The following is a 26,647-nucleotide window of genomic DNA, read 5'->3' as shown; positions in this document are numbered from 1 at the left end:
CGCCCTACCTTTCACTGGGAACCTGCCCCGGGGGCTTCTAGGTTCAATTGGCGAGCAAGCCGCTGGCGACGGGCCGGAAGCGTCCGCACGATGTCAACGACACGCTGGAGCCTCAGCGAAGCGGCATCGATCTGTTCGAGCACTTCGGCGGTGACAGGCATGAATTTGGAATGATCGATGATGTAGCGCGTCGCCCATTCGAGCGCAGCGAACGAGGGCTGCTTGGCCAAGACGCGCTCGGTCATGATGCGCCCATACCCCTCGCCCGAAGCCTTGCTGTTGTGAAAGTTCAGTCGTATCGCGATGAGATGGTTTGTGACCTCATCATCGCTGGCCGGCCTACTGATGCTAGCCAACCGGGATGCATACGCCTCCAAGCCAGGCAAGACCTCATCGACCTCTGCCAGCAACTTGCCGGCCTCGTGGAGGTCCTCATCGCGTCTGAGGACATCCCTCTCCCAAATCTGGAGCAGGCGCGCCGAGCGCCGCTCGACCTGTTCCGATACGCTCAGCTGGTTCGCGGTGGTGTTCAGAGCTGCTACATTCATCATCGTGCTTTCAGTCGGAATCCGGCAAGCTGAGCCGCTTGCACGTCGTGGTGGTTGATGGTGTTCGATACGGTTGCGCTCGGCGGCCGCGGCGGGTTTTTCCAAGCGCCGGCCTCGAGCCAGTTCTTCGGCGACTTGATGTATTGCGGATCCGTGCCTTGCTTTTCCTGGGCATAGCGCATGGCGCCGTTCAGCAGTTCAGCTGCTGACGCTATCCTCCGTGCCTTCCTGTAGGCCTTCCGGGCTGCATCTTCGTCGACCGGATTTGGATACTGAGCCATGAACGCCTTGAAGTCGGATTCGATCTCTGTCGCTTCTGAACGTCTCCTCCGTGGCTGCTTGGTTTCTCGCTCGGTCGGCTGCGAAGCGGCCGACAGCAGATCCCTGGTCCCGGTCCTAGGTCCATGGTCCTTGGTCCTAGATACTGGTCCTAGGTCCGTCGCCGACTCCTCGCGAGGTTTCGCGACTACTCGCGAACCTTCCTCGAAACTTGGCAGTCGCGACTTGCTGGGCTTGTCGATCTTCTGATGTTTCAACCAGTTAGTGATCTCTAGGTAGATCGCGCCGGACACCTCGTATCGCCGGATGCAGCACTCTCGCTGGAGTTCCTCCAACCATCCGTCAATCAGCGCGGGCGCGTCGTCGTCGTACGGGAAGAGAAGGCTCGCGAGCATTCGCGAGGATCCGCGAGTTCTGCCCTCATCGTCGACGATGGTGAACGATTGCAGGAAGAGCAGTCGAGCCTCGCGGCTGACACGTCCCATCGACTCTGATTGTGGAAACTCCGGCTTGATTGTGCGGATGCGCGGCATCACTGCCTTCGCTTTGCGCGAGATTTGACCTCTCCGGGCGGACTTGACTCGACCCGCGCTTGCAGCACGAGCGATGCCGGCGCCTCCCGAATGCTATCTTGCGCCAATCGGGCTTGATCGGGAGCCACATGTCGTTTGATCTCCGCAACCGCAGAATAGAGCAGCCTCTCCAGGCGATCAGCCAGATCGTCCTGCATCTCTTCTGAGAATTTGAAACTGCGAAGTTCGTCGACGTAGTTGTACGCAATGGTTATTTGGTGGAGCGCCCCGACGAGAGACTCGGCCTGCATGTGTGAAGTGACGAGCTTGAGTTCCTCCCTAACGTCGAAGAGAGTGCCCGCCGCCTTATCTAGCCCGAGAAAGCTGGCTTCGTCGCTCTCGATGCTCTCGAGACGCACGCGCTCGCGATTTAGCCATTCGATCTGCTGGGCGATCGAAACAATTCTGCATCTGGATCCTGCGAGAGGCTGGCTCATGCTACAGCCCCCGCCGACTTGCGTTTCGCCCATTCCTGCGGATCGCGCTTCCACTCGGCGATCTCAGCGCGATGCGCGGCGTTCTTCTTTGGGCTGAGCTTAAAGTAGCGCGGAAATAGTCCCGCCTTTTGCATGCGCCAAATGGTTGGCGCTGACAGGCGAACTTCCTTTTCGACTTCCTTTGATAGCATGATGTCGGATTCCGACATAGCGAGCACCTTCGATTTGTTGAGGGTGTCGCTCTGCAGCGCGCCCAACCCAAATGCACGATTCCGCTGCAGCGGAATTCAGTTCAGTGCCTTTTGAGTTGCGCACAATCGCGCGAGTGTCGGCTTCCGTTTGATGGAAGCCTCGGCAACGATCGTTCATCGCCGAAAAGAAATTCAAGAACTGCCCCTCCATGGGTGAACGCAAATCAGATGCGTTCTAACGAATTTGGGTGAGAACGAATCTGCCGTCAACTGAAATTGATTGCACGAACGTGCAAACCTCTTCGCTATGCGGCCTGCGACTGCGAACTGGGATCGAACTCGACCACTGATCTGGAATTTTTTTCCAGATGTTCTGACCATGCATCCATCAGTGCGCGGCGCTTTCTCAGCGCGTCACCGCGGCGATATGCTCGCTCGGAATCGTCGCCGACGAGATGGGCTAAGGCCGCCTCTGCCACCTCGCGAGGGAAGTCCGTCTCGTCGCCTGCCCAATCGCGAAAGGAGGATCGAAAGCCGTGGACGGTGAATTCGGCGTGTCCGGCGCGGCGCAGCGCCATCGTCAGGCTCATGTCGCTCAGCGGACGGCCCGGCTTCGTGCCGCCGAAAACAAACTCGCTCTGCCGCTTACCTGCGATGCGAGCTGCCAGGTCGAGTATCTCGAGCGCGCGGGCGCACAGCGGAACCCGATGCTCTCGCTCTTCCTTCATTCGTTCCGGCGGCACAGTCCAAACAGCGTCGACGCGGTCGAGCTCGGTCCAAACCATCTCTCTAACCTCGCTCGAGCGCGCAGCCGTCAGGATCGCGAACTCTGTCGCAAGGTTTGACATCGTGAGCCGTTTCCGGAGGCTCGAGACGAAAGCTGGCACGTCTGCATACGGCATCGCGGGGTGATGGCCTCGGCTGAGCTTGGTGCGGCCTGGCAGAATGAGGTCTAGGTGCCCGCGCCAGCGAGCTGGATTCTCGCCCTTGCGGTGGCCCTGGGCGCGCGCGGCATCAAGCACCCGCTCGATCCTCCCCCGTATGCGAGAGGCCGTCTCCGGCTTCGCCTGCCAGACTGGACGCAGGATCTGCAGAACGTGCTCAGTATCGACAGCGTCGACCCGCCTTTCCCGGATCGCCTTGCAATAGTCGAACTCCGAGGGATTGCCCTCCGCGTCCCTACCCAGGAGGGTCATGTACCACTGTGCGGCGTGCTTTTCGTTCTTCCACGACGGCCGCATGCCCTCAATCAGCGCCTCGGCGGCCTCCCCGAACGTCGGGACCTCGTCCTCGGCCCGCCGGGCGTCCAGCGGATCCCGGCCGTCAGCGAGCAACGCGCGGGCGGCGGCAGCCTTCTCCCGCGCCTTAGCCAACGGAACGTCGCGCGCGGCTCCCAGCCCCATTTCGATCGGTCGGCTGTTGGCGCCGCGGTACAGGAAGACCCAGCGCTTGGCGCCAGCCTTCGAAACGCTGAGGTAAAGATTGCCACCATCCGCATGGCGTCCTGGCGGGAGTTTCTTGGTCAGAACGTTTGCCGGAAGTCGGTTGATTGCCTTCGCCATAGCCCTAGCACCAGCCCTATCAGCACGATGAAATTTCGTGAAAGAATCTGGCCCGATTTGAGTCTTGCAGACAAGGGCCGCGCGGAGAAAACCCTTATTTTGTAGGGACTTGAAACAACAAGATTGAGAATGAAATCGTAGCTTCGGATGACACCCCTTCCGCCATTATAGTGTTCTCCGTTGTTCTCCACTGTTCGGAATCCCCAGTAAAATCAGCGCCTTCGTCGGCAAACTGTCTTCCTTAGTTCGCCGTCGTTCCTCACAATCGAAGCGCAAACCGTAGCTTGGGACCGTAGGTTCGGAGGATGGTTTTGATCGGAGGAATACGTGGCCGGAAAACTGAAGCCGCTCGACGTCGAACGCGAAACCAAACCCGGCAAGTATGCCGACGGTGGAGGGCTCTACCTGATCGTCACCGGCCCCGCGGCGAAGAGCTGGTCCTATCGTTATTGGAAGGACGGCAAGGAGCGCTGGCACGGCCTTGGCTCCTTCAAGGACGTCTCGCTCAAAAACGCACGCCTCGCACGCGATGCGGCCCGCCTGCGGGTTAAGGGTGATCGCAGCACGGCCGGCGTGGATATCGTCCAGGAGCGCCGTGAAGCCCGCCGAGAGGTGAAGGCGGTAGAAGCTCACACCGCGGCCCCGACGTTTGAGGAATGCGCCGAGGCCTACATCCGCGTGCAATGGTCGTCCTGGAGTGAGAAACACCGTGACCAGTGGCCCTCCTCGCTGAAGCGATATGCCTATCCCACGATCGGGAAGCTGACGATCGCGGAGCTCAAGCCGAGCCATATCCACGAATTGCTTGAACCGATCTGGGTGACCAAGCGTGAAACCGCCAACCGTGTTCGCGGTCGAATCGAAACCATCATCGCCAAGAACGCAAATATCGACGATCCCGATTTTCGCAATCCAGCCGAGTTGACAAAGCAGCTCCGCGAAAAGCTTCCGAAGCGGCCCAAGCGCGTCGTTCGCCACCACCCGGCCCTGCCATACACCGAGGCTGCGCAGTTTATGAGCGAGCTTCGGACGGCACAGGGACGCGCCGCCGAAGCACTGCGCTTCCTGATCCTCACCATCTCTCGCACAAACGAAGTCGTCGGCGCCAAGTGGACCGAGATTGACCGAACCTTTGCGACCGGCCCGGTGTGGAAGATCCCCGGAGAGCGCATGAAGATGGATCAGGACCACTTTGTCCCGCTCTCGCAACCGGCGATCGATATTCTTAACGAGCTCAGCAAAGGCCAACAGAGCGAGCTGATCTTTACTAACCCGGACGGTCAGGAGTTTTCCGAGAACGCCATGCTGGCTGTGCTGGCTCGTCTTGGGTACGGGCACGTCACGGTGCACGGGTTCCGGGCGACGTTCGCAACCTGGGCGGAGGAATGCACCGACTATCCCGACGGTGTCCGGGAAGCCGCATTGGCGCACAAATACAAGAGCGAGACGACGGCAGCCTATCAGCGCGGTCAAAAGCTCGAAAAACGTCGCGCCTTGATGAGGGATTGGGCGAACTTGATCACAGGACGGACCATTGTCCCTCTTCGTGCGGCAAATCTCCCATAAAGGCTCTGCCCAAGCGATGCACCGTTGACGCGTGGCAACCGCCTCTACCTAAAACCCACACTCGGGCTTCAAGCGGTGCACCCTTAAATTCTATGGACGATGCAATGTCGCGCTGGGCCAAGGGGGCGGTAAGTCGGTGGCTCATCCCCGCCGAGGTCAAGCTGCCCGCGATCGCGATCCCGTCGAGAGTGCGTGACGGATCGCCTCGATTACTTATCGGGCGCCGGCAATGGGGAAAGCCCAAGTTCCTTCAGAAATGCGTTGTGCTTCGCCCTTGAGTCTCGAATCTGCTTCTCGATCTCGACCAACTCTCTGTGCGTGGCCGACAGATCAATGGCGACCGCCTTCTCGGCTGTGCTGACATAGCGCGAGATGTTCAGATTGAAGTCGTTGGCCTCAATTTCGTCCATGCCGACACGTCTGGCGTACCGCTCAAGGCGCTCTGGACGCTGTTGGTAGGTGTCAATGATCTTTCCAATATGCCCGTCCGACAAGTAGTTCTGTCGCTTGCCCTTTTCGAAATGCTCGGATGCGTTGATGAACAGGATGTCATCAGGCTTCTTGCACTTCTTCAGGACAAGAATGCAGACCGGGATTCCGGTCGAGTAGAACAAGTTTGCTGGCAAGCCGATGATGGTGTCGATGTGCCCACCGTCGAGAAGCTTTCGACGGATACGGTCGACGACGAAGAGGCACTTGTGGATGCTCTCATTGGTCTTGAGGAGCGTCGAGGTCTTGAAGGACGTGAGCGTCTTACCGGAGCCGGTCGTGTGCCAGATATACCCGTTGCCGCAGTTCTGATCGATGCAGTCGATTATGGCCTTGACGGCGTAGATTTGGTACGCGCGCATCATCAAGAGCTTCTGCTCGCTGGCGATGAGGACCATGTACTTGCTGATCATCTGGCCAAGCGTGCACTTCGCAAGGAACCGATCGGCAAAGTCGTCGAGGTAATTGATCCTCGTGTTGTCCTCGGCCGCGAACTGGTAGATTGGTAGGAACCGCTCGTCTGCGTCGAAGGCGAAGTGCCGCGCGTTGTTGTTCGCGAAGTACCATGTGTCCGTGCGGTTGCTGACGATGAAGAGCTGGACGAAACAGAGAAGCGTCTTGGTGTACACGACGTTGATTTCGTTGCGCTCTACGGCGATTGCTTCGAAAGCTACGGTTCAAATCTACGGTAGACGCTCCATTCGAACCAAACGCCACGGCTCGGGGGCTGCGGACCGGAGGCGGACGATCTTACCGCGCCGCTCACACTGAAACCGGGGACATCAGCCCCCGGCGTGCTCCGTTCACCAGCGTCCGCAGCATTACGCCAAATGATAATAATGGATCATCGTCCCTGCGGCGTTGTCAGCTTCAGTGTGGAATCCGGCCGGATCATACTGACCAAGCAAGATGATGCTTGCCGTGTGGGCTCCGTCCGTGACGCTCAGCGTTCCGCCATTTCCTGCCGCATTCGCGGTGTAGTTGAGCGTTGTGGTCGCCAAGTTGAACTCAAGCAGATCCAGATGAGTGTCTGAGGTCACACCTGAGACGATACCCGAGAAGTCAAAGGCGTGCTCCAATGCCAAAGTACCCGACGATCCGGCCGCAAAAGCCACGTTTTCGGAAGAAGCGGCAGCAAACTCCAGCGTAGCCCCTCCACTAATGATGGCCGATCCAGTGCCACTGACATTTCCCTCCACCGTTAGGTTACCGCCGTTAGCCCACAAAACGCCGTCATTAACGACGTCATTGTGAATGACAAGACCTCCACTTCCGGTAGCCTCAAGGGTTCCGGAGTTGATGACTGAGCTCGCCCCTGTATCGATGTCGAGCGAGTTGGTACCCGTCGCGATAATCGTTCCTTCGTTGATTAGAGCCATCTGGCCGGCCCCGAGATGCCCGGCACCCGAGATGGTGTTGTCCACGTTGGTGAGCGTCGATCCAGCAATGAAATTTCCACTGCTGTCGGATAGGGTCACTTGACCGCCGCCATCCAGCGTGAGGCCGTGCCCGATCAGTTGGAGATCGGTCTCATCGCCGGTCGAATTCAAAGCGATCGTACCGGTGTTGTGGATGACGCCACTGAGTGGCAGGATCGCACCGTCACCGACGGTCATGGTATTCGAATTCTCCACGACCGGAGTCTGGTTGAACACAAAGTCGTCCGCGGAAAGCGATGCAGCATCCACGCCGTGCAGCGTGATCGACTGCCCCTCCCCCAACGTGATTACAGCATTTCCGGAACCGTCGTTGGCAGTATGCGCCTGAATGTCAGCGAAGGATGTGAAGTCGGCATATCCAACGACGTCGATCATGTCGTGCATGGCATCGAAACTGTAGACCACGTCGTGACCAATCGTCTGCGAAAAGACGAGCAAGTCGCTCCCACTTGAAGCCGTCAGAGTATCAGTGCCCGAAACGGCGAAGATGGGAGATCCCGGCGCATAGGCTTCGACATTGTCGATGATCGTCGCAGTGCCGATGCTGCCGTCCGAATGCGTCCAGGACTCTGTAATATTCAGTAGGACCGCACCGGCATAGTCAGCAGGCGGAGTGATAGAGAGGGATGTCACATCACTGGCTACGACTGTCCAACTGCCATCGCTGTTGTGCGTGCCCTCGTTCAAAGTCCATCCCGAAGGAACATCAGTGATGGTGACAGCGATAGGACCAATGTGGTCGGCCGGATCGTTCAGAGCTAGATTGATCTCGGAGCCCGCAATGCCCGCCGGCTTTGCGACACTAAGCGTTATCGTGTGCACGACACTGCCGCTCGTGCCGTCATTTGCCACGACGTTTATTATGCGCGCCGGTGAATCGATGTGCGATCCGGATTTGATGTCGGCGTACTGAAGACCCTTGAGGATTGTTTGGTAGGTGCTCACGGAAGCTGACCCGGTAATAGACAGGGTCACCGGATCGGTATTGTTTACTACGCTCGACGTAAAGGTCACGGACAATCCGGCCGCCGTAGCAGCTGATGTCGCCGCGGCATTGAGAGAGAGTATTTCTCTGATACCGGTGCCCGAACTGTTATCTTGGGGGTTCGTGAGCGTAATAGTTAAAGACGTTAGATTCGCCGAGTCGGCGTCGGTGATCGTCGCCAAAGGCGCGATCAATAGCGGTGTGGTTTGTGATGGATAGCTCGCTGTTGCATCGTTGCCGGAACCTGCTCCGTTCAGATCGACAATAGGCGCGAGGTTCGTCGCGTTAATGGTAATGTCCGCAGTGTCGAGTGCAGTGGAGAATGCCGTCGCACCTCCGTTGGACGAGGTGTTAACACCGGTCGCTCCATTTGAACCGCTGGTCTGGTCCCAGGCACGGAACGTAATCGCGCTCGTATCTGTCCCCGCAAAACCTGGACTCGGTTGGAAATAGAGCCGAGTGTTGGCGTCAGCCGAGAGCAGCAGGGCCGACGTGCTGGACACCGTACCTACCGCCGTCCACGTGCCACCGTTGTTGGTGGAGAAGAACCAGGTGCCATGGCTCGTATCGGTGCCGACCAGCGCGATGCCGGTCACGGCACCAACGTCGGCATCGGTCACATTATCCAGGCCGCCGATCGGTGGGTTGAGATTGATCAGCGCAGAGACAAGGGTACCGACGGCGCCAACCGGTGCACCCGCACCCTGGTTCTCGGACGTGAGGACTGGTGTCTTGGTGGCGTCCAGAACCGGCGCGTCATTAGTGCCGTTTATGGTTACGTCGATCACTTGCGTGGCGGTGCCGTCGACCGACTTCACGGTAAGCGTATCATGCACCTGCGTGCCGCCCGCTAGTCCCTGGACATTGGCTTGACCGTTGGCAAGCGTGTAGCCCCACGTGCCGCTCGTCGTGTTGAAGGTGAAGGTGCCGTAATTGCCAGCCAAAGAAGCCGGGGTTTGGAAATGGTTCTGTCCCGTATCCACATCATTGACCGTCAGCGTACTGCCCGTCGTCAACGCACCGTCCTCAGTCACCGAGCCGCTCGCGGTGCCCGTGATGGTGGCGGCGTCGTTGGCGCCGGTGATGTTGACCGTGATGGTCTGGCTCGCCGTGCCGTCGGCCGACGTCACCGTCAGCGTGTCGGTGGCGGGCTGGCCGGCGGTGAGCGCCTCCGTCGCCGCCTTGCTGTTGTCGAGCGTGTAGCCCCACACGCCGGTGGCGGCATCGAAGGTGAAGTTGCCGTAGGTGCCGGCCAGCGCGGCCGGATCGACCGCACCAAAATGCGCCTGCCCGGCATCGACGTCGTGCACGGTCAGCGTGCCGCCGGCGCTGGCATCGCCAGCCGTCGCCAGGGTGGTCGCGTTGCCGGCACCGGCCTCGGTCACCGAGGTGTCCTCGGTCGCCGACGCCGTGATGGTGGCGGCGTCGTTGGCGCCGGTGATGTTGACCGTGATGGTCTGGCTCGCCGTGCCGTCGGCCGACGTCACCGTCAGCGTGTCGGTGGCGGGCTGGCCGGCGGTGAGCGCCTCCGTCGCCGCCTTGCTGTTGTCGAGCGTGTAGCCCCACACGCCGGTGGCGGCATCGAAGGTGAAGTTGCCGTAGGTGCCGGCCAGCGCGGCCGGATCGACCGCACCAAAATGCGCCTGCCCGGCATCGACGTCGTGCACGGTCAGCGTGCCGCCGGCGCTGGCATCGCCAGCCGTCGCCAGGGTGGTCGCGTTGCCGGCACCGGCCTCGGTCACCGAGGTGTCCTCGGTCGCCGACGCCGTGATGGTGGCGGCGTCGTTGGCGCCGGTGATGTTGACCGTGATGGTCTGGCTCGCCGTGCCGTCGGCCGACGTCACCGTCAGCGTGTCGGTGGCGGGCTGGCCGGCGGTGAGCGCCTCCGTCGCCGCCTTGCTGTTGTCGAGCGTGTAGCCCCACACGCCGGTGGCGGCATCGAAGGTGAAGTTGCCGTAGGTGCCGGCCAGCGCGGCCGGATCGACCGCACCAAAATGCGCCTGCCCGGCATCGACGTCGTGCACGGTCAGCGTGCCGCCGGCGCTGGCATCGCCAGCCGTCGCCAGGGTGGTCGCGTTGCCGGCACCGGCCTCGGTCACCGAGGTGTCCTCGGTCGCCGACGCCGTGATGGTGGCGGCGTCGTTGGCGCCGGTGATGTTGACCGTGATGGTCTGGCTCGCCGTGCCGTCGGCCGACGTCACCGTCAGCGTGTCGGTGGCGGGCTGGCCGGCGGTGAGCGCCTCCGTCGCCGCCTTGCTGTTGTCGAGCGTGTAGCCCCACACGCCGGTGGCGGCATCGAAGGTGAAGTTGCCGTAGGTGCCGGCCAGCGCGGCCGGATCGACCGCACCAAAATGCGCCTGCCCGGCATCGACGTCGTGCACGGTCAGCGTGCCGCCGGCGCTGGCATCGCCAGCCGTCGCCAGGGTGGTCGCGTTGCCGGCACCGGCCTCGGTCACCGAGGTGTCCTCGGTCGCCGACGCCGTGATGGTGGCGGCGTCGTTGGCGCCGGTGATGTTGACCGTGATGGTCTGGCTCGCCGTGCCGTCGGCCGACGTCACCGTCAGCGTGTCGGTGGCGGGCTGGCCGGCGGTGAGCGCCTCCGTCGCCGCCTTGCTGTTGTCGAGCGTGTAGCCCCACACGCCGGTGGCGGCATCGAAGGTGAAGTTGCCGTAGGTGCCGGCCAGCGCGGCCGGATCGACCGCACCAAAATGCGCCTGCCCGGCATCGACGTCGTGCACGGTCAGCGTGCCGCCGGCGCTGGCATCGCCAGCCGTCGCCAGGGTGGTCGCGTTGCCGGCACCGGCCTCGGTCACCGAGGTGTCCTCGGTCGCCGACGCCGTGATGGTGGCGGCGTCGTTGGCGCCGGTGATGTTGACCGTGATGGTCTGGCTCGCCGTGCCGTCGGCCGACGTCACCGTCAGCGTGTCGGTGGCGGGCTGGCCGGCGGTGAGCGCCTCCGTCGCCGCCTTGCTGTTGTCGAGCGTGTAGCCCCACACGCCGGTGGCGGCATCGAAGGTGAAGTTGCCGTAGGTGCCGGCCAGCGCGGCCGGATCGACCGCACCAAAATGCGCCTGCCCGGCATCGACGTCGTGCACGGTCAGCGTGCCGCCGGCGCTGGCATCGCCAGCCGTCGCCAGGGTGGTCGCGTTGCCGGCACCGGCCTCGGTCACCGAGGTGTCCTCGGTCGCCGACGCCGTGATGGTGGCGGCGTCGTTGGCGCCGGTGATGTTGACCGTGATGGTCTGGCTCGCCGTGCCGTCGGCCGACGTCACCGTCAGCGTGTCGGTGGCGGGCTGGCCGGCGGTGAGCGCCTCCGTCGCCGCCTTGCTGTTGTCGAGCGTGTAGCCCCACACGCCGGTGGCGGCATCGAAGGTGAAGTTGCCGTAGGTGCCGGCCAGCGCGGCCGGATCGACCGCACCAAAATGCGCCTGCCCGGCATCGACGTCGTGCACGGTCAGCGTGCCGCCGGCGCTGGCATCGCCAGCCGTCGCCAGGGTGGTCGCGTTGCCGGCACCGGCCTCGGTCACCGAGGTGTCCTCGGTCGCCGACGCCGTGATGGTGGCGGCGTCGTTGGCGCCGGTGATGTTGACCGTGATGGTCTGGCTCGCCGTGCCGTCGGCCGACGTCACCGTCAGCGTGTCGGTGGCGGGCTGGCCGGCGGTGAGCGCCTCCGTCGCCGCCTTGCTGTTGTCGAGCGTGTAGCCCCACACGCCGGTGGCGGCATCGAAGGTGAAGTTGCCGTAGGTGCCGGCCAGCGCGGCCGGATCGACCGCACCAAAATGCGCCTGCCCGGCATCGACGTCGTGCACGGTCAGCGTGCCGCCGGCGCTGGCATCGCCAGCCGTCGCCAGGGTGGTCGCGTTGCCGGCACCGGCCTCGGTCACCGAGGTGTCCTCGGTCGCCGACGCCGTGATGGTGGCGGCGTCGTTGGCGCCGGTGATGTTGACCGTGATGGTCTGGCTCGCCGTGCCGTCGGCCGACGTCACCGTCAGCGTGTCGGTGGCGGGCTGGCCGGCGGTGAGCGCCTCCGTCGCCGCCTTGCTGTTGTCGAGCGTGTAGCCCCACACGCCGGTGGCGGCATCGAAGGTGAAGTTGCCGTAGGTGCCGGCCAGCGCGGCCGGATCGACCGCACCAAAATGCGCCTGCCCGGCATCGACGTCGTGCACGGTCAGCGTGCCGCCGGCGCTGGCATCGCCAGCCGTCGCCAGGGTGGTCGCGTTGCCGGCACCGGCCTCGGTCACCGAGGTGTCCTCGGTCGCCGACGCCGTGATGGTGGCGGCGTCGTTGGCGCCGGTGATGTTGACCGTGATGGTCTGGCTCGCCGTGCCGTCGGCCGACGTCACCGTCAGCGTGTCGGTGGCGGGCTGGCCGGCGGTGAGCGCCTCCGTCGCCGCCTTGCTGTTGTCGAGCGTGTAGCCCCACACGCCGGTGGCGGCATCGAAGGTGAAGTTGCCGTAGGTGCCGGCCAGCGCGGCCGGATCGACCGCACCAAAATGCGCCTGCCCGGCATCGACGTCGTGCACGGTCAGCGTGCCGCCGGCGCTGGCATCGCCAGCCGTCGCCAGGGTGGTCGCGTTGCCGGCACCGGCCTCGGTCACCGAGGTGTCCTCGGTCGCCGACGCCGTGATGGTGGCGGCGTCGTTGGCGCCGGTGATGTTGACCGTGATGGTCTGGCTCGCCGTGCCGTCGGCCGACGTCACCGTCAGCGTGTCGGTGGCGGGCTGGCCGGCGGTGAGCGCCTCCGTCGCCGCCTTGCTGTTGTCGAGCGTGTAGCCCCACACGCCGGTGGCGGCATCGAAGGTGAAGTTGCCGTAGGTGCCGGCCAGCGCGGCCGGATCGACCGCACCAAAATGCGCCTGCCCGGCATCGACGTCGTGCACGGTCAGCGTGCCGCCGGCGCTGGCATCGCCAGCCGTCGCCAGGGTGGTCGCGTTGCCGGCACCGGCCTCGGTCACCGAGGTGTCCTCGGTCGCCGACGCCGTGATGGTGGCGGCGTCGTTGGCGCCGGTGATGTTGACCGTGATGGTCTGGCTCGCCGTGCCGTCGGCCGACGTCACCGTCAGCGTGTCGGTGGCGGGCTGGCCGGCGGTGAGCGCCTCCGTCGCCGCCTTGCTGTTGTCGAGCGTGTAGCCCCACACGCCGGTGGCGGCATCGAAGGTGAAGTTGCCGTAGGTGCCGGCCAGCGCGGCCGGATCGACCGCACCAAAATGCGCCTGCCCGGCATCGACGTCGTGCACGGTCAGCGTGCCGCCGGCGCTGGCATCGCCAGCCGTCGCCAGGGTGGTCGCGTTGCCGGCACCGGCCTCGGTCACCGAGGTGTCCTCGGTCGCCGACGCCGTGATGGTGGCGGCGTCGTTGGCGCCGTGGATTGTGACGGTCAACGTGGTCGTGGCAGTCGCTCCAGCGGTATCTTTGACCGTATAAGAGAACGTGTCTGTCAGCGTATCGCTATATGTCGGCAATGCATTCACCGCTGCATCGCCATTGTTCACCGTATAGGTGTAGGAGCCATCAGTATTAAGATGCAGCGTGCCATGCAGGCCGACGATGTCGGTTCCCGCACCTGTGCTTAACGTGGCACTCGTCGTACCCGCGGCGACGCCGGCAACTGTCTTCGCGGCAGAGCTGAAATCAAAATCGTTCGTCAGAACGTTGCCGGCCGGATTTATACCAGGCGTCCCGTTGTTAACGCCGCCTGCTTCTTTCGCTGAAGCGGTATCCGCGGTAGCTGCAATGGTGAGAATGCCAAAGCTATCACGGACCTCAACCTTCTCGATGGCCGCGACCTGCAAATTCAAGGTCTTGAACGTGTAGATGGTCTCGTCGGCCTGCCCGGTCTGCGCATTAATGTGCGCTGGCACCCAAACATTTTTATAGTAGGAAATTTCCGCCTGAATGTCGCTGTCTGCGAGTTGCGCCGCGCTTAACCAAATCTGAAGTGTATCGGCGTCCGGAGTCGCGCCCGCTTTGCCAAGCTGTACCGCGCCACTTCCGCCGTTGTAGGAGTCGTATCCCTGGAATGAAGATCCTGAGATTGTCGACTGAACCCCAACGCTTCCGAGCGTCGTTTGGTCCGTCCCCGAATCTACCACTCCTCCGCTGATGAACTGGGTTGTTGCGCTGAAACCAGTCGATCCGAGGATGTACTGATTTTCATATGCCTTGTAGATCAGGATGTCCGAACCTGATCCTCCCAGAATTGTGTCGAAGCCACTGCCCCCATTGAGGGTATCGTCGCCGGATCCGCCATTTAGACGGTCATTTCCTGCCCCACCGGAGAGAATGTCGTCGCCCGATCCGCCAACGAGATTGTCATTTCCCGACGTGCCTGAGAGGGTGGTCGTGCCGCTGGCGCTTGCCATTGTTTCTGCTCCAAAATCCTGTTCGCAATAATTTCGCGGTCGGGCGCCGACCGACTACTTCAAAACAAACGTTTCTCGAGATCTGAAATCTCGACGCAGTTTCATACTTCCCTGCGTTCAATTGACGTAAAAGTTCTGGATCGCTTTGATGCCAGCGCGAGCCGCGGTTTGAAAAGAACAGGGGTCATCGCTGCCGGCGCGTAGTCTGCCAGCGAGACACTCGCGAGACCGGCTGATGGATCGAGCGGAAGATCGGAAGAATGATATGCTGACGCTGCTGAGATGCCCTGTAGGCGCCGCTCAAACCTGTCAAGCGCCGGCTCCGTTGTGACACGGGGAAATACAACGCAAACCAATGCTTACCCTCCACTCTGCAACGCAGAGCAGGAGCGATCGCAAACAGAGCTCAATTCACTGAAAACACAAACGCCCGTTAAAAAAATAGCGTGGGCGTCCGGCCAAAGAAACGTCTACCGACGCAAATATGCCTACCGTGAAATGACTCCGATCACCATACCCCTGCCCGTTTAGTGCTTCGGTCCCGTACCGCGCACCTTGGAATTGTTTGTCGCTTAAATTTCCGTCGCTACGATTTTCAAATTACCGAGCCATCAGGTCCAGCCAGGCGACGATTCCTTAACCTAAATCGCGAACAGTTTGCAGCAAATTTGTGCGATGGTCCATACCAGCGCGGTTCGCTCTTGTTTAACCATTAATTTCGCCGGAACACCGACTTAGCCATCAGCGCGAGCCAATCTCAGGGGCGGACCTCCGGCATCATACGGTGTTCCGGTAGAGGAACCGAAGGGCAGTTCAATGTCCACTTCCCATTCGCCCAGCATCCAAAGCCACGTGCGCGCGATTCCCGTGCAGAGGGCACCCGAGGCGGCTTGGTTGCCCACTCCGCCTGCCGGCGTCGCCGATCTGCGACTAGCCACGACCGTCGACATTGCGGCCCTCGGGCTTGCCGCGCACGGCGCGATCCGGCCGGCCGCCCTCCTACCCGTTGAAGCGTCTGCAGATGATCCATTTGTCGCCGCTTTGCGCCGGATCGAATTTGAAAGCAGCCGTCTGATCTAGGCATAAATCTATTTTCTGAAGAGAGACGAACTCAAACCCGTCCGCGCCTCCGTCGGCGTGGCCGTGAATGACCGACATCGACTAGGGCGCAAATTATGGGCGGATGTGCTGGATAGCATCGGGATCAAGCTCCGCGCTGACGACGAATGACGCGGGCCTTGACCCAGATCAACGTTGTCATCACGCCGAACGGCAGTGATCGCAGGATCATCCCATCTCGGATCGATTGCAGAGTCTGATCATGAAGGCCGTTTCCGCCGAAGAAGCCGTCGCGATGATCCCGAATAATGCGCGCGTCATGGTCGGCGGTTTCATGGGCGTCGGCACGCCAGAGCGCCTGCTCGACGAATTGGTCCGGCAAAAGAAGTCGGGCCTGACATTGATCAGCAATGATGCGGCCACGCCGGGCAAGGGCGTCGGCAAGCTGTTCGAGGGGGCGCAAGTATCGAGCATGATCGGCACCCATATCGGGCTAAACCCGAAAGCGCAGCAGCAGATGCTGGGTAAGCAGATCACGGTCGACCTGATTCCACAGGGCACTTTCGTTGAACGTATCCGTGCGGGAGGTTGCGGTCTTGGCGGCGTCCTGACGCCCACCGGGGTTGGTACCCTTGTCGAGGAAGGCAAACAGAAGATCGAAGTCGACGGCAAACCCTATCTGCTTGAAACTGCCCTGCGGGCCGATTTCGCGCTCGTGCACGCCTTCCTGGCCGACTACGCCGGCAACCTGTCCTATGCTCTCACCGCTCGGAATTTCAATCCGGTCATGGCGATGGCGGCAGACACTGTCATCGTGACCGCCGAACACATTGTTCCGGTCGGCGTGATTGCTCCCGATCACGTCGTCACGCCGGGACCGCTGGTCGACTATCTCGTCGCGAATGGGTGAACCATGGATGCACAAACCATCATCGCGCGTCGCGTAGCGAAGGAACTGCAGCCGGGTAACCTCGTCAATCTCGGCATCGGAATTCCGACCTTGGTAGCGAACTACGTTCCGGCCGGGCTCAGGGTGTTCTTTCAGTCCGAGAATGGCTTGATCGGGACTGGCCCAATTCCCGAACAGGGCATGGCCCATCCACTACTGACTGATGCCGGCGGCAAGCCCATCAGCGCATTGCCGGGTGCGGCGACCTTCGATAGTGTCATGTCGTTCGGCCTGATCCGTGGCGGCCATGTCGATATCACGGTGCTGGGTGGCCTCCAGGTGGATGCCGGCGGCCATCTCGCCAACTGGATGATCCCGGGCAAGATGGTGCCGGGCATGGGCGGCGCCATGGACCTCGTCAGCGGTGCCAAGCGCGTCATCGTCGCGATGCAGCATGCGGCAAAGGGAAAGTCGAAGATCGTAGCCAGATGCAACCTGCCACTCACATCAGCGCGCCCCGTTGATCTTGTAGTGACAGATTTGGCGGTGATCGCGTTCCCGGGCGGCAAGGCGACCCTGCTTGAAACGGCGCCCGGCCTGACGGTCGCGGAGGTGCTGGCGGTGACGGAAGCAGAACTCGTGATTCCCGATACCGTCCCCGAAATGACGTTCTGACCAAAGCGAGTCGATGCCTTGAGGATTTTCAACGGGTTCAACGAGCTCAAGTCGGCGGTTGGCACCGAAGTCGGAGTCAGCGACTGGATCGAGATCACCCAGGAGCGCATCGACAAGTTTGCCGACGCCACCTGCGACGAGCAATGGATCCATGTCGACCAGGAGCGGGCCAAGGCCGAAATGCCCGGCGGCAAGACCATCGCCCACGGCCTCTTGTCGCTCAGCCTGACCCCAATGTTCATTCGCTCGGTGATGGGCCTGAAGGGGTTGAAGAACACGCTGAACTATGGCGCAGACCGGATCCGGTATCTGGCGCCTGTTCCGGCTGGATCAAAGCTGCGTGGGCGCGTCGGCATTGCGGAAGCCGAAGACGTGCCACCGAACGGGCTGAGGGTTCATTACCGCGTGGTGATCGAGATGGAGGGCGGTGCCCGCCCTGCCTGCGTCGCCGAGGTCATTGGCCTGCACTACAGCTGAGCCGAATCTCGCACGTTTCAATCGATGATGTGGTAACCGCCATCGATATAGAGCACGCTGCCCGTGATCAGCTTGGCACCATCGAGTGCGAGAAATGCCGTGGCCTTGCCGACGTCATCGATGCTCACGAGGCTGCGTGTCGGCGCCTGTGACTGGGCCTTGTCCATCAATTCGTCAAATTCCGGAATCCCGGATGCTGCGCGTGTGGCAAGCGGCCCCGGCGAGATGGCGTGAACCCGAATGCCTTTCGGTCCGAGCTCGGCCGCGATATACCGCACCGCCGCCTCAAGCGCCGCCTTCGCGACTCCCATGACATTGTAGTTCTTCACCACCATCTGGCTTCCGTAATAGGTCATGGTGAAGATCGTGCCGCCGTTCTTCATCAACGGCTCGGCCAGATGCGCCATCCGCAGGAACGACCAGCAGGACACATCCATCGTCTTCTCGAAGCCCTCGCGATCGACGTCGACGACGCGGCCATGCAAAGCGCCCTTCGGCGAGAAGGCGATCGAATGAAGCAGGAAATCAAGCTGGCCCCACTCTTTCTCGATCCGCTCGAACACTTTCTCGGTCTCTCCTGCGATCATCACGTCGAGCGGCATGAAGATCGGCGATTCCAGCGCCTTGGCCAGCGGTTCGACGTGCTTCTTGGCCTTCTCGTTCAGATAGGTGACGGCGAGATCGGCGCCGAGCGCCCGAAACGCCTTGGCGCATCCCCAGGCGATCGACTGGTCGTTGGCTATGCCGACGATCAACCCCTTCTTGTCTTTCAGCGCAACCTTGGTCTCGGGAAATACCGGGATGTTCATGACATTCTCTCGCGGTTCGGGTTTGGCGATTGCTGGTCCATGAGCAGCGTCAGCGTATCCTGCGCGATCATCAACTCTTCATCGGTCGGTACGACGTAGACGGGAATGCGACTGTCAGACCGCGAGATCCTGGTCGCATGCTTGGCATTCTCGACCGGATCGAGGGCGACGCCGAGCCAGGCCAGCCTCTCGGCGACTCGGGCACGGATCGAAACGGAGTTTTCGCCAATTCCGGCAGTGAAGACGAAGCCATCGAGCCCCTCCAGCGCGGCTGCCAGCATGCCGGCGTTGAGCCCGATGCGATAGACGAAATAGTCGATCGCGAATGCCGCGCGTGGGTCGGCGCTGGCCTCGAGCTCGCGCATGTCGTTGCTGACACCGGACAGGCCCTTCAAGCCGCAATCGCGGTACAGGAAATCCTGAACCTGCGAGACCGACATTCCCTTCAGGGCGATCATGTACAGGACAACGCCAGGATCGATCTGGCCGGGCCGCGTTCCCATCGCGAGACCGTCGAGCGCTGTGAATCCCATTGTGCTCTCGACGCTCTTGCCTGCCTTGATCGCACACATCGAGGCTCCGCTGCCGAGATGGGCGATAATGATTCGTCCGCCGGCAATCTCGGGAGCGACCTGTGGCAATCGCTTGGACACGTACTCGTAGGACAAGCCGTGGAAGCCGTAGCGCCGGATGCCTTCGTCGTAGAGCGCATGCGGAACGGCGTAATGGTCAGCCAGCGGATCATGGTCCCGGTGAAATGCCGTATCGAAGCAGGCGACCTGGGGCAGGCCAGGAAAATTGGTGAGCAGCGATTTGATCGGCGCCAGATTATGTGGCTGGTGCAACGGCGCCAGCGGCGCGTAGCGTTCCAGACGGGTCACGACCGCGGGGTCGATTAGCACCGGTCGCGCATGATCCGGCCCGCCGTGCACCACGCGATGGCCGACTGCGACCGGTTTGATGTTGAGCTCGTCTCTCAGCCAGGCGCCGGCGACGGACATGGCGGCCGGAACATCGGCGACCGTCTCGATCGGATAGCCACGGTCGGCAAGAGGCTCGCCACGCGAGCCGTTAGCGCGCAGCCGCGGCCGGCTGCCGATCCCGTCCATCTGGCCTTTCAGCTGCCGGCGAAGCCTGCCCTCGCCTTCCACCGCGAAGACCTGAAACTTCACGCTGGAGGAGCCGGCGTTGACGACGAGGATCGTATCCATGGCGGTCACGCGGCAGCGATGGGCGCGCTGCGGCGCCGCGCATCCGCATGGAGCGCCGCCACCGCGGCTGAAGCCATCCGGGACCGCGCGGAGTCGGCGCGCGAGGTCAGCACGACCGGCACACGCGCGCCGAGCACGATGCCGGCGCCGTCGGCCTTGGCAAAGTAGGCCAGATTTTTCGCCAGCATATTGCCAGACTCGAGGTCGGGCACGACCAGGATTTGCGCCTTGCCCGCAACCTCCGACTTGATGCCCTTGGTCCGCGCCGCCTCCATGTCGATCGCATTGTCGAACGCGAGCGGGCCGTCGAGCAGCGCGCCGGTGATCTGCTTGCGGTCGGCCATCTTGCAAAGCGCTGCCGCTTCGATGGTCGACGGGATCTTCGAAGTGACCGTCTCAACCGCCGACAGGATCGCCACCCGCGGGGTCGTGCCGAAGCCGGCCTCATTGTAGAGATCGACGGCGTTCTGGATGATATCTCGCTTGGCGTCCAGGTCCGGGAAAATGTTGATAGCGGCGTCGGTGACGAACACCGTCTCGGTGTACGCTGGCACATCCATGACGAAGACGTGGCTAATGCGCCTGTCAGTGCGCAGCCCGCCGACCTTCGCCGTGACGCTACGCATGAGTTCATCGGTGTGGAGGCTGCCCTTCATCAGGACTTCGCCCCTGCCCTCGTGAATGAGTTCAACGCCCTTGGCCGCGGCGGCAGCTTCCGTGGGCGGCGTATCGACAATCTCGCAGCCTTCGATATCAAGATCATGCTTCGCTGCGACATCCCGGATCCGTGCGGCCGGACCGACCAGAATTGCCTTGATGATGCCGGCCTGGGCAGAATCGATCGCCCCGCGCAGCGAACTCTCGTCACAAGGATGCACGACAATCGTAGATACCGAAGGAACGCCCTTTGCCGCCACGATGAGGCGGTCGTACTTCGATCCCGGCTGGGTCTCGCTCGCTCCAGTTGCCATGACACCCATTGCTCCGCTCCGAATTGCTATGACGCCCGGGCCTTTGGGTCGAAAGGAACCGTGTTCCCGTGATCGTCGAGCCCAAGCAGCCCGGAGACCTGTTTCAATCGCTTGGCCACCTCGCCCGAAATCTCCGCGCTTGCCGACAACACGTCCTGAATGCCGCCAAACGCCCTGCGACGCTCCTCCATGTTGTCCGGCAGGAGCTTTGGAATAGCGGCGAGCGCAGCATCCCGATCAAGCAGCAGCATGAAGAATTGCTCGCGGACCAGCATCTTGAACTCCGCAAGGGTCATCCGTGCGGACTCGTCCGCCAAGCGAAGCCGCCGCAGCGCCTCGAGGCTGCGCTCGTCGACCATGCCACGGGCCGATCCTGCATAGAGCAAGGCCCGGATGCCCGCCTCGCGCAAGCCACCAGAGCCGATCCTCGATGTCAGCTCCACGATGCGGGCTTGCAATCGCTCGCGGTGCTTTGGATCCATCTCGCGGCGTTGTGAGGGTGTCGACTGCGGATCGACCCCGACCGCGGCTTGCAGCACCGGAGAGCCGTAGATGGCCAGGAACATCGCTTCGCTCAGGGCCTCCTGCGAGTCACGCCACTGATCGAGAGAACCGACGATCTGCTTCGATATCTGCTCCTGGAACGCCAGGAACGGATTGTCCTTGGTGACAGGTTTGCGCGCGCCGCGCGCCTTGTCCGCGGCATTCTCGACCATCTTCATCCATGGGTTCTCGCTGCTGAACGCCTCGTATTGCAGGCGGAGCGGATGCCAATTGCGCATCATCTCCGCCATCTGCGGCGTCATCATCGATTTGACCCACGGCTGAAGGTATTTCCGATAGGCAGCGAGATTCATCTCCGAGACACGTTTCGCAGTCTCAAACCGCCGCTCGTCCTCGGGCGAATTTCCGCCCATCGCCCGGATGTCATCCAGCGTTCGGGCCTCGCAGCGCATCACCCACTGCCCGACAGCAAGCTCGTCATTGAGCGTATCGGCTCCCCTCACCTCGAATGTTGCCTCGTAGAGGCCGGGCGGCAGCACGTCGATCAAGTCGATGTTGCTCGAGAACTCTGCGTGCTCCTTCTTGGCGACGCCGCCGGAAACGAAAATGCCGAGATGACCAACCGTCTCATGCACGGTGTAAACGATGGTCTGCCCATGCGCCCTGATTTCGTCGACATCCGCATAAAGGTCCAAAATCCAGTTCAGCGCCTGTTGCGGAGGCGTGATATTGTCCCCTTTTGAACAGAACACGACGATTGGCGACCGGATATTGCGCAGATCGACTGCGGTTCCGTCCGACATCTTGACGCGGCCGGCAGCAAGATTGTTGCCGATGAAGAGTTCATCGACGATGAACTGGATCTCCTCGGCATTGAGATTGACGTGCCCACCCCACCAGCGTTCGAACTCCAAGTAGCGATCGGCCTCGGTGTCGACCTTGCTGTAGACGTTGTACTGCTTGGTCCAAAGTGTGTTGGAGGGATTCTGGTTCTCGAAGTTCTGCACCAGCCAGGCACCGTCGAACTTGCCCGCGCCGAGGTCGCTGGAAAGCGCGGTCAACCAGCTGCCACCGAGCAGCCCCCCGGAGTAGCGCATCGGATATTTGCCATGCACGCCAGCCCAATAAGCCAGTGGCGCGCCCGCCACGATTACCGGACCGAATAGTTCCGGCCGCAGCGAAGCGAGAATCATGATCGCCCAGCCGGCCTGGCAGTTGCCAATCACGCATGGTTTGCCGTCGGCATCGGGATGCCGCTCGATGACTTTCTCGATGAAGATGGCTTCAGCGTGCGCTATGCGCTCGATGGTCTGGCCCGGCATCGGCTCGGGCAGGAAACCGATAAAGTAGCAGGGATGCCCTGCCCTCATCGCGACGCCAATCTCACTGTCGGCCTTGAAGCCACCGATTCCCGGCCCATGTCCCGCGCGCGGGTCGACGACGACGAACGGCCGCCGCTCGAGGTCGATCTCCACGCCCTCCGGCGGGATTATGCGCACCAACGCATAGTTGACCGGATGCTCCAGCTTGCGGCCATCCAGGATGAGCTCGGCGGCATAGCTCAGGACGTGGGGCGCTGTCTGGGCGACATACTCACGATACTGGTCACCACGCTGGCGCAGGATGTCCAGAAGCAGCACGCTGCGCTGCCCGGCGTCCACCATATATTCCACGGCCTTGGCGACGACTCCTGACATAGGGCCACCCGGGATTTGCGGATTGTCCAGCGACATCGTTTCGGTCCTTCCGCCAACGCCTCAATAGAACCGCTTGGCGCGCCCGTGGCGTTGACTTAAGTCAAGCTACGATCGAGGCCCTGCGCTCTTCCTTGACCCGGAGGACAGGTCGCGCCGATGCCCGAAAATTATGCAGCGAACGAACGTCTGCGCGATGGCCGAATTGTCACCATCCGCGCCTTACGGCCCGACGACAAAGACGACATGTTGTCCGCGATCAGCCGAACCGGCGACCAATCGCTTCAACGCCGCTTCTTCGTTCCCAAACGCCGCTTTTCGGAAAGCGAGGTCGCCTTCTTCCTGAACATCGATTTTGCCAAGCACGTCGCTTTAGTTGCGCTCACTGAAGAGGACGGACACGAGGTGATCATCGGCGGAGGTCGATATGTCGTCGCGACGGCCGGAATAGCCGAGGTCGCTTTCGTGGTGATCGATGACTACCAGGGACAGGGCGTCGCGACCTTGCTGATGCACAACCTTACGATCCTTGCACGCAAAGCTGAGCTCAAGGAGCTGGTGGCTGAAGTCCTGCCGGAGAATACGGCGATGCGAAGGGTTTTCGCCAAGTTCGGTTTTCAGGTCCGGCGCGGATCGGACCCGCAGGTCGTACACGTGGCGCTATCTCTCTAGTGAGGCAGGAATTCCCCACCCTGCAGTTCAAGATCGAGAATTGCTCCTCGAATGCTCATCAATCATCATCGAGGACACACGATGAAGAAATGCCGCCACGCACGCGCCGTTAGCTGCATCACACCACACCCGAATGCCACCAAATGCATCTTCAAAGGGAGACATTTCCGGCTAAACTTAAGGTACCTCTATAGGTCATGGGGCGTGCTTATGGCCGAAATTCCTTTCCGCTCGAGCATCATCATTTTGGGACTTTTCCCTATCGCACTGGCCGCTATTGCTTTGTTTGTTTGAAAGTAAGGGCGCCACCCGGCTCGTGTCCCGAATCAGGCTGGTAGACGGCCCCCCAGCACCGCCACCCAAGGCCCCAAGGGTTGCTGGGGCCCCTCAACTGGTGGCAGCCGCAGCCGGCGGGCCCTACGAGCCACCGGCATCGCCGGCGGGCAACGATAGAGCTGCCGCTGCCGAATTCGCCCTTGCTCGTCGCCAGCCTGGATAAGCTTTCGAATACGTCTTTGACCATAGCACTGACCGTAGCTTCTGAAGCGATCATTTCAAAAAGGCGAATTCGTTCAATGGCGTTGACAGGACACCCCTTCCGCCACTGCTTTCGATTGGGCGACTGTCCGGCCGGGCTCGGAGCTGAGACCAAAGCGGCCGCGATAGCCAACCACCAGATGGCCGCAACGAAGGTAACGGGTTGCGCGCCGCCGTATCCGGCAACCTCCCGCAAGACGTGATCCGCAGAATGTGATCGCTCCGGCGTTGCGCGGTTGTTTCTGAATATTGCTCGGGCTGGAGCCGCGATGATAGCTCTGAAGAGCAATGCGTCGCGCACTACCTTGGGTTTTGGCCGTTACTTTTCTGATTGGTTTTGTCGCTTCCTTTGCGGAGCTGCAGAGGATGCGCAACCGCTTCGGCGAAGTGTCTCAGCACGCCTTTCACGATCATGCGGCTGTGCGCGAATTCATGATACGCGCTGCGCTCGCCGACGCGCCGGCGCCGATCGTTGTGCTTGGCGATAGCATCACCGAAATGGCTCCGCTGCCCCGGCAGCTCTGCGGACGTCCGGTCGTCAATGCCGGCGTTGGCGGTCAGACCATCGCGGAGGCAAAGCAGCTCGCCGGGCGCGTACTGCAGGACCAGGGCGCGTTCTTGCTCGTCCTCGCAGTGGGCGCGAACGACGCCGGATCGCCAACGGCGCAACGCGACTTCACCGACCTCATCGAGACCGTCAAGTCGCTGTCGACGCGGCCATTGGTGGTCATCGCCGTCGCAGCTGACGAATCGACCAACCGGGCGATCGAAGCCGCCGCAGTTGCGCGCGGTGTTCGGTTTATCGACCCGCATTTGCCGCCCGGCGCGAAGATGGCCGACGGCATTCACTTCACCGCGGCCGCCTACAAGGCCTGGGTGCCGGCACTTGAGGCGGCGATCTCGGCGGAATGCACGATGTGACGCGCAGTCACGTTTGTTGGATGAACTCCGCGATCAAGCCGGTGATTTCCTCAGGCGCATCCTCGAAGCAGTAATGCCCGACACCGGCAAGGCGCCTGACCGGCGCCGTCGGGAAGATTGCGGAAAACAGCAGCAGGAAATGCTCCGCGCGCAGCGTGCGGTCCGCCTCGCCCCAGATCGCGAGCGCAGGCTTGCTGCGGATCAAGCGGTCGGCGGCGGGATCGGGCGCCTGGAATTGATGCGCGCCGATCGCAAATCCCTTGGCCCAGCCAATCGCACCGAGGCAGTCCGCCGGACGGGCGAAGTGCGCGCCGTAGGCGGCGAGCCAGGTGTCCGTGATGACGGCGTTGTTCTCGAATCCGTTGAGCTTCAGCGTGCTCAAAATGTTGAAGCCGAGCTGTCCGAGAACCGGCTCGAGGTCGCCACTCGCATCGGCCTTTGCGATCCATTGAAACCACGGCGAGACCTGCGCGTTGGCGGCGACGCGATCGAACAGATCGCTCTGCCCGAACGGCGTTGGCCCATTGGCGGCGACGATGCGGCGGATCCGGCCCGGATGACGGGCCGCCAGCCCCATGCCGACCGGGCCGCCGAAATCATGCATGACGAGCGTGATGTCGGTGAGATCGAGCGCGCGGACCAGCGCTTCGAGATTGTCGACATGGTCCTGCAGCCAATAGCTGCGATGCGCCGGCGTCGCGCTCTTGCCAAAACCCATGTGATCCGGAACGACCACCCGGTGCGTCGCACTGAGGCCCGGCACGAGGTGGCGGAACAGATAGCCCCAGCTTGGTTCGCCGTGCAGGCAAAGCACCACCTCGCCGTCCCGCGGACCTTCGTCGACATAATGCATCTGAAAGCCCGGCGCCGCACTGAAATGCGGTGCGAAAGGAAAGGTGCCGTCGAACGCGGCGTCGGCTTGGATCATGGTGGACCTCGGGAGGTTTTAATTTGAAACCATCGTGTATCGCTTGAGGTTTTACTTTGCAACCAATATATCGAACCCACGATCGGGTGGTTTTCCGGCCGCGGCACTGAGCGCCGATCATCCCCCAGGGAATGAGTGTTGAGGATCACGATGGCCAAGCGAGTGAGCCACAGGGACTCGATGTGCGGCGTTGCCCGGCCGCTGGATGCGATCGGCGACTGGTGGTCGCTGCTGATTGTCCGCGATGCGTTCGACGGGCTGCGCCGCTTCGGCGAATTTCAGAAGAGCCTCGGGCTTGCCAAGAACATCCTCTCGGCCCGGCTCCGCAATCTTCTGGCGCACGGCATCATGGAGACGGTGCCCGCAAGCGACGGCAGCCCCTACCAGGAATATGTGCTGACCGAAAAGGGACGCGGCCTCTTCCCGCTCCTCGTTGCGCTCCGCCAGTGGGGTGAGGACTTCTTCTTTGAGCCCGATGAGGCGCATGTGCTGCTGGTCGACCGCAAGAACGGGTTGCCGGTGCGAAGGCTCGAATTGCGCGCGCAGGATGGACGCGTCGTTGGCGCGGAGGACACGATGGTACGGCTGCCGCCGGCTTCACCTGAGTGAGAGAAGCGAGCGTGTCGCGCGCGCCGTCAACGGCAACTGGATGTTAACTCTCCGTGCCGCAGCATCCGCGCGTGGAGGTTCGACCAATGCAGACATTCCGGATTTCGCTGAGCGATGGGACGCGGCAATTCCACACGGCGATTCAGGCGCCGGACCCCGCTTCCGCGCGCATCAAGGCCGCCTACTTCTTCGATATCTCGAAGTGGCGGATTCTGAGCGTGTCGCTGAGTGGAGCCAGCGCCGCGGCGGCGTAGTCGCTGC

21 protein-coding genes and 1 pseudogene are annotated in these 26,647 nt (G+C 62.0%); 9 read left to right on the top strand and 13 right to left on the bottom strand.

Annotation, left to right across the window (positions count from 1 at the left end; genetic code table 11):
• Positions 1-11: 11 nt before the first annotated feature.
• From ACVIHF_RS15315 to ACVIHF_RS15295, 5 genes are all read right to left on the bottom strand, one after another.
• Complete coding sequence (locus ACVIHF_RS15315) at positions 12-551, bottom strand: hypothetical protein (RefSeq protein WP_456792230.1); 540 nt, start codon at positions 549-551, stop codon at positions 12-14.
• Complete coding sequence (locus tag ACVIHF_RS15310; protein ID WP_456792229.1) at positions 548-1,360, bottom strand: hypothetical protein; 813 nt, start codon at positions 1,358-1,360, stop codon at positions 548-550. The genes ACVIHF_RS15315 and ACVIHF_RS15310 overlap by 4 nt, the downstream gene beginning before the upstream one ends.
• A complete protein-coding gene (locus ACVIHF_RS15305) occupies positions 1,360-1,836 on the bottom strand; it encodes a hypothetical protein (protein ID WP_456792228.1) in 477 nt (158 codons plus the stop codon). The genes ACVIHF_RS15310 and ACVIHF_RS15305 overlap by 1 nt, the downstream gene beginning before the upstream one ends.
• On the bottom strand, positions 1,833-2,093 hold the full coding sequence (locus ACVIHF_RS15300) for a helix-turn-helix transcriptional regulator (RefSeq protein ID WP_456792227.1): 261 nt from the start codon (positions 2,091-2,093) through the stop codon (positions 1,833-1,835). The genes ACVIHF_RS15305 and ACVIHF_RS15300 overlap by 4 nt, the downstream gene beginning before the upstream one ends.
• A gap of 239 nt (positions 2,094-2,332) precedes the next feature.
• Positions 2,333-3,589 carry a tyrosine-type recombinase/integrase gene (locus ACVIHF_RS15295; protein WP_456792226.1) on the bottom strand — a complete coding sequence of 419 codons (1,257 nt, stop codon included), beginning with the start codon at positions 3,587-3,589 and terminating at the stop codon, positions 2,333-2,335.
• Between the two features lie 327 nt (positions 3,590-3,916).
• On the opposite strand from ACVIHF_RS15295, the gene ACVIHF_RS15290 reads away from it, so the two are divergent.
• Entirely contained in the window at positions 3,917-5,155 is a 1,239-nt protein-coding gene (locus tag ACVIHF_RS15290; RefSeq protein ID WP_456792225.1) for a tyrosine-type recombinase/integrase, read from the top strand.
• A gap of 209 nt (positions 5,156-5,364) precedes the next feature.
• Here ACVIHF_RS15290 and ACVIHF_RS15285 read toward each other — a convergent pair whose 3' ends face one another.
• The 3 genes and pseudogenes from ACVIHF_RS15285 to ACVIHF_RS15275 form a co-directional block, all read right to left on the bottom strand.
• Positions 5,365-6,273: an N-6 DNA methylase gene (locus ACVIHF_RS15285; protein ID WP_456792224.1), complete on the bottom strand. Its 909-nt coding sequence runs from the start codon at positions 6,271-6,273 to the stop codon at positions 5,365-5,367.
• Between the two features lie 192 nt (positions 6,274-6,465).
• Positions 6,466-13,929: a VCBS domain-containing protein gene (locus ACVIHF_RS15280; protein ID WP_456794092.1), complete on the bottom strand. Its 7,464-nt coding sequence runs from the start codon at positions 13,927-13,929 to the stop codon at positions 6,466-6,468.
• A 321-nt stretch (positions 13,930-14,250) separates the two neighbouring features.
• Positions 14,251-14,430, bottom strand: a pseudogene (locus ACVIHF_RS15275) (calcium-binding protein); the annotation flags it as partial.
• Between the two features lie 816 nt (positions 14,431-15,246).
• On the opposite strand from ACVIHF_RS15275, the gene ACVIHF_RS15270 reads away from it, so the two are divergent.
• The 4 genes from ACVIHF_RS15270 to ACVIHF_RS15255 all read left to right on the top strand — a co-directional run bounded on the left by ACVIHF_RS15270 (position 15,247) and on the right by ACVIHF_RS15255 (position 17,530).
• Positions 15,247-15,510, top strand: coding sequence for a hypothetical protein (locus ACVIHF_RS15270; RefSeq protein WP_456792223.1), 264 nt, complete (start codon positions 15,247-15,249; stop codon positions 15,508-15,510).
• Positions 15,511-15,751: 241 nt separating this feature from the next.
• Positions 15,752-16,399 carry a CoA transferase subunit A gene (locus ACVIHF_RS15265; RefSeq protein WP_456792222.1) on the top strand — a complete coding sequence of 216 codons (648 nt, stop codon included), beginning with the start codon at positions 15,752-15,754 and terminating at the stop codon, positions 16,397-16,399.
• A gap of 3 nt (positions 16,400-16,402) precedes the next feature.
• Entirely contained in the window at positions 16,403-17,053 is a 651-nt protein-coding gene (locus tag ACVIHF_RS15260) for a 3-oxoacid CoA-transferase subunit B (protein WP_456792221.1), read from the top strand.
• A gap of 18 nt (positions 17,054-17,071) precedes the next feature.
• Entirely contained in the window at positions 17,072-17,530 is a 459-nt protein-coding gene (locus ACVIHF_RS15255) for a MaoC family dehydratase (RefSeq protein ID WP_456792220.1), read from the top strand.
• Positions 17,531-17,547: 17 nt separating this feature from the next.
• On the opposite strand, the gene fabI is transcribed toward ACVIHF_RS15255, so the two are convergent.
• Genes fabI through ACVIHF_RS15235 form a run of 4 tightly spaced genes read right to left on the bottom strand, consistent with a single transcriptional unit; the run spans position 17,548 to position 22,758 of the window.
• Positions 17,548-18,339 (bottom strand): enoyl-ACP reductase FabI, encoded by a 792-nt coding sequence (gene fabI / locus ACVIHF_RS15250; protein ID WP_456792219.1) that lies wholly within the window; start codon positions 18,337-18,339, stop codon positions 17,548-17,550.
• Complete coding sequence (locus ACVIHF_RS15245) at positions 18,336-19,550, bottom strand: acetate/propionate family kinase (RefSeq protein WP_456792218.1); 1,215 nt, start codon at positions 19,548-19,550, stop codon at positions 18,336-18,338. Before ACVIHF_RS15245 ends, fabI begins: the two co-directional genes overlap by 4 nt.
• Before the next feature lie 5 nt (positions 19,551-19,555).
• Complete coding sequence (locus tag ACVIHF_RS15240; protein ID WP_456794091.1) at positions 19,556-20,521, bottom strand: phosphate acetyltransferase; 966 nt, start codon at positions 20,519-20,521, stop codon at positions 19,556-19,558.
• 26 nt (positions 20,522-20,547) lie between these two features.
• Positions 20,548-22,758 carry a DUF3141 domain-containing protein gene (locus ACVIHF_RS15235; protein WP_456792217.1) on the bottom strand — a complete coding sequence of 737 codons (2,211 nt, stop codon included), beginning with the start codon at positions 22,756-22,758 and terminating at the stop codon, positions 20,548-20,550.
• Positions 22,759-22,878: 120 nt separating this feature from the next.
• Between ACVIHF_RS15235 and ACVIHF_RS15230 the strand changes: the two genes are divergently transcribed.
• Positions 22,879-23,391 carry an N-acetyltransferase family protein gene (locus ACVIHF_RS15230; RefSeq protein WP_456792216.1) on the top strand — a complete coding sequence of 171 codons (513 nt, stop codon included), beginning with the start codon at positions 22,879-22,881 and terminating at the stop codon, positions 23,389-23,391.
• Positions 23,392-24,294: 903 nt separating this feature from the next.
• A complete protein-coding gene (locus ACVIHF_RS15225) occupies positions 24,295-24,849 on the top strand; it encodes an SGNH/GDSL hydrolase family protein (RefSeq protein ID WP_456780542.1) in 555 nt (184 codons plus the stop codon).
• A gap of 7 nt (positions 24,850-24,856) precedes the next feature.
• Here the strand turns inward: ACVIHF_RS15225 and ACVIHF_RS15220 are convergent, their stop codons facing one another.
• Complete coding sequence (locus ACVIHF_RS15220; protein ID WP_456792215.1) at positions 24,857-25,777, bottom strand: alpha/beta fold hydrolase; 921 nt, start codon at positions 25,775-25,777, stop codon at positions 24,857-24,859.
• 150 nt (positions 25,778-25,927) lie between these two features.
• On the opposite strand from ACVIHF_RS15220, the gene ACVIHF_RS15215 reads away from it, so the two are divergent.
• Positions 25,928-26,386 carry a winged helix-turn-helix transcriptional regulator gene (locus ACVIHF_RS15215; protein WP_028340657.1) on the top strand — a complete coding sequence of 153 codons (459 nt, stop codon included), beginning with the start codon at positions 25,928-25,930 and terminating at the stop codon, positions 26,384-26,386.
• Positions 26,387-26,472: 86 nt separating this feature from the next.
• Positions 26,473-26,640, top strand: a complete 168-nt coding sequence (locus ACVIHF_RS15210; protein ID WP_016847764.1) for a hypothetical protein — start codon at positions 26,473-26,475, stop codon at positions 26,638-26,640.
• The last annotated feature ends 7 nt before the right edge of the window (positions 26,641-26,647 follow it).

Source organism: Bradyrhizobium sp. USDA 4506 (genome assembly GCF_054058795.1).
The sequence above is the reverse complement of the archived record's forward strand: the minus strand, read 5'-3'. Positions and strand labels throughout refer to the sequence as shown.

Excerpts from the sequence above, each read along its gene's own strand:
- ACVIHF_RS15240 (WP_456794091.1), bottom strand. The coding sequence starts at position 20,521 with ATGGCAACTGGAGCGAGCGAGACCCAGCCGGGATCGAAGTACGACCGC.
- ACVIHF_RS15215 (WP_028340657.1), top strand. The coding sequence starts at position 25,928 with ATGGCCAAGCGAGTGAGCCACAGGGACTCGATGTGCGGCGTTGCCCGG.
- ACVIHF_RS15265 (WP_456792222.1), top strand. The coding sequence starts at position 15,752 with ATGAAGGCCGTTTCCGCCGAAGAAGCCGTCGCGATGATCCCGAATAAT.
- ACVIHF_RS15225 (WP_456780542.1), top strand. The coding sequence starts at position 24,295 with ATGCGCAACCGCTTCGGCGAAGTGTCTCAGCACGCCTTTCACGATCAT.
- ACVIHF_RS15235 (WP_456792217.1), bottom strand. The coding sequence starts at position 22,758 with ATGTCGCTGGACAATCCGCAAATCCCGGGTGGCCCTATGTCAGGAGTC.
- ACVIHF_RS15220 (WP_456792215.1), bottom strand. The coding sequence starts at position 25,777 with ATGATCCAAGCCGACGCCGCGTTCGACGGCACCTTTCCTTTCGCACCG.
- ACVIHF_RS15305 (WP_456792228.1), bottom strand. The coding sequence starts at position 1,836 with ATGAGCCAGCCTCTCGCAGGATCCAGATGCAGAATTGTTTCGATCGCC.
- ACVIHF_RS15310 (WP_456792229.1), bottom strand. The coding sequence starts at position 1,360 with ATGCCGCGCATCCGCACAATCAAGCCGGAGTTTCCACAATCAGAGTCG.
- ACVIHF_RS15245 (WP_456792218.1), bottom strand. The coding sequence starts at position 19,550 with ATGGATACGATCCTCGTCGTCAACGCCGGCTCCTCCAGCGTGAAGTTT.
- ACVIHF_RS15260 (WP_456792221.1), top strand. The coding sequence starts at position 16,403 with ATGGATGCACAAACCATCATCGCGCGTCGCGTAGCGAAGGAACTGCAG.
- ACVIHF_RS15270 (WP_456792223.1), top strand. The coding sequence starts at position 15,247 with ATGTCCACTTCCCATTCGCCCAGCATCCAAAGCCACGTGCGCGCGATT.
- fabI (WP_456792219.1), bottom strand. The coding sequence starts at position 18,339 with ATGAACATCCCGGTATTTCCCGAGACCAAGGTTGCGCTGAAAGACAAG.
- ACVIHF_RS15210 (WP_016847764.1), top strand. The coding sequence starts at position 26,473 with ATGCAGACATTCCGGATTTCGCTGAGCGATGGGACGCGGCAATTCCAC.
- ACVIHF_RS15295 (WP_456792226.1), bottom strand. The coding sequence starts at position 3,589 with ATGGCGAAGGCAATCAACCGACTTCCGGCAAACGTTCTGACCAAGAAA.
- ACVIHF_RS15230 (WP_456792216.1), top strand. The coding sequence starts at position 22,879 with ATGCCCGAAAATTATGCAGCGAACGAACGTCTGCGCGATGGCCGAATT.
- ACVIHF_RS15315 (WP_456792230.1), bottom strand. The coding sequence starts at position 551 with ATGATGAATGTAGCAGCTCTGAACACCACCGCGAACCAGCTGAGCGTA.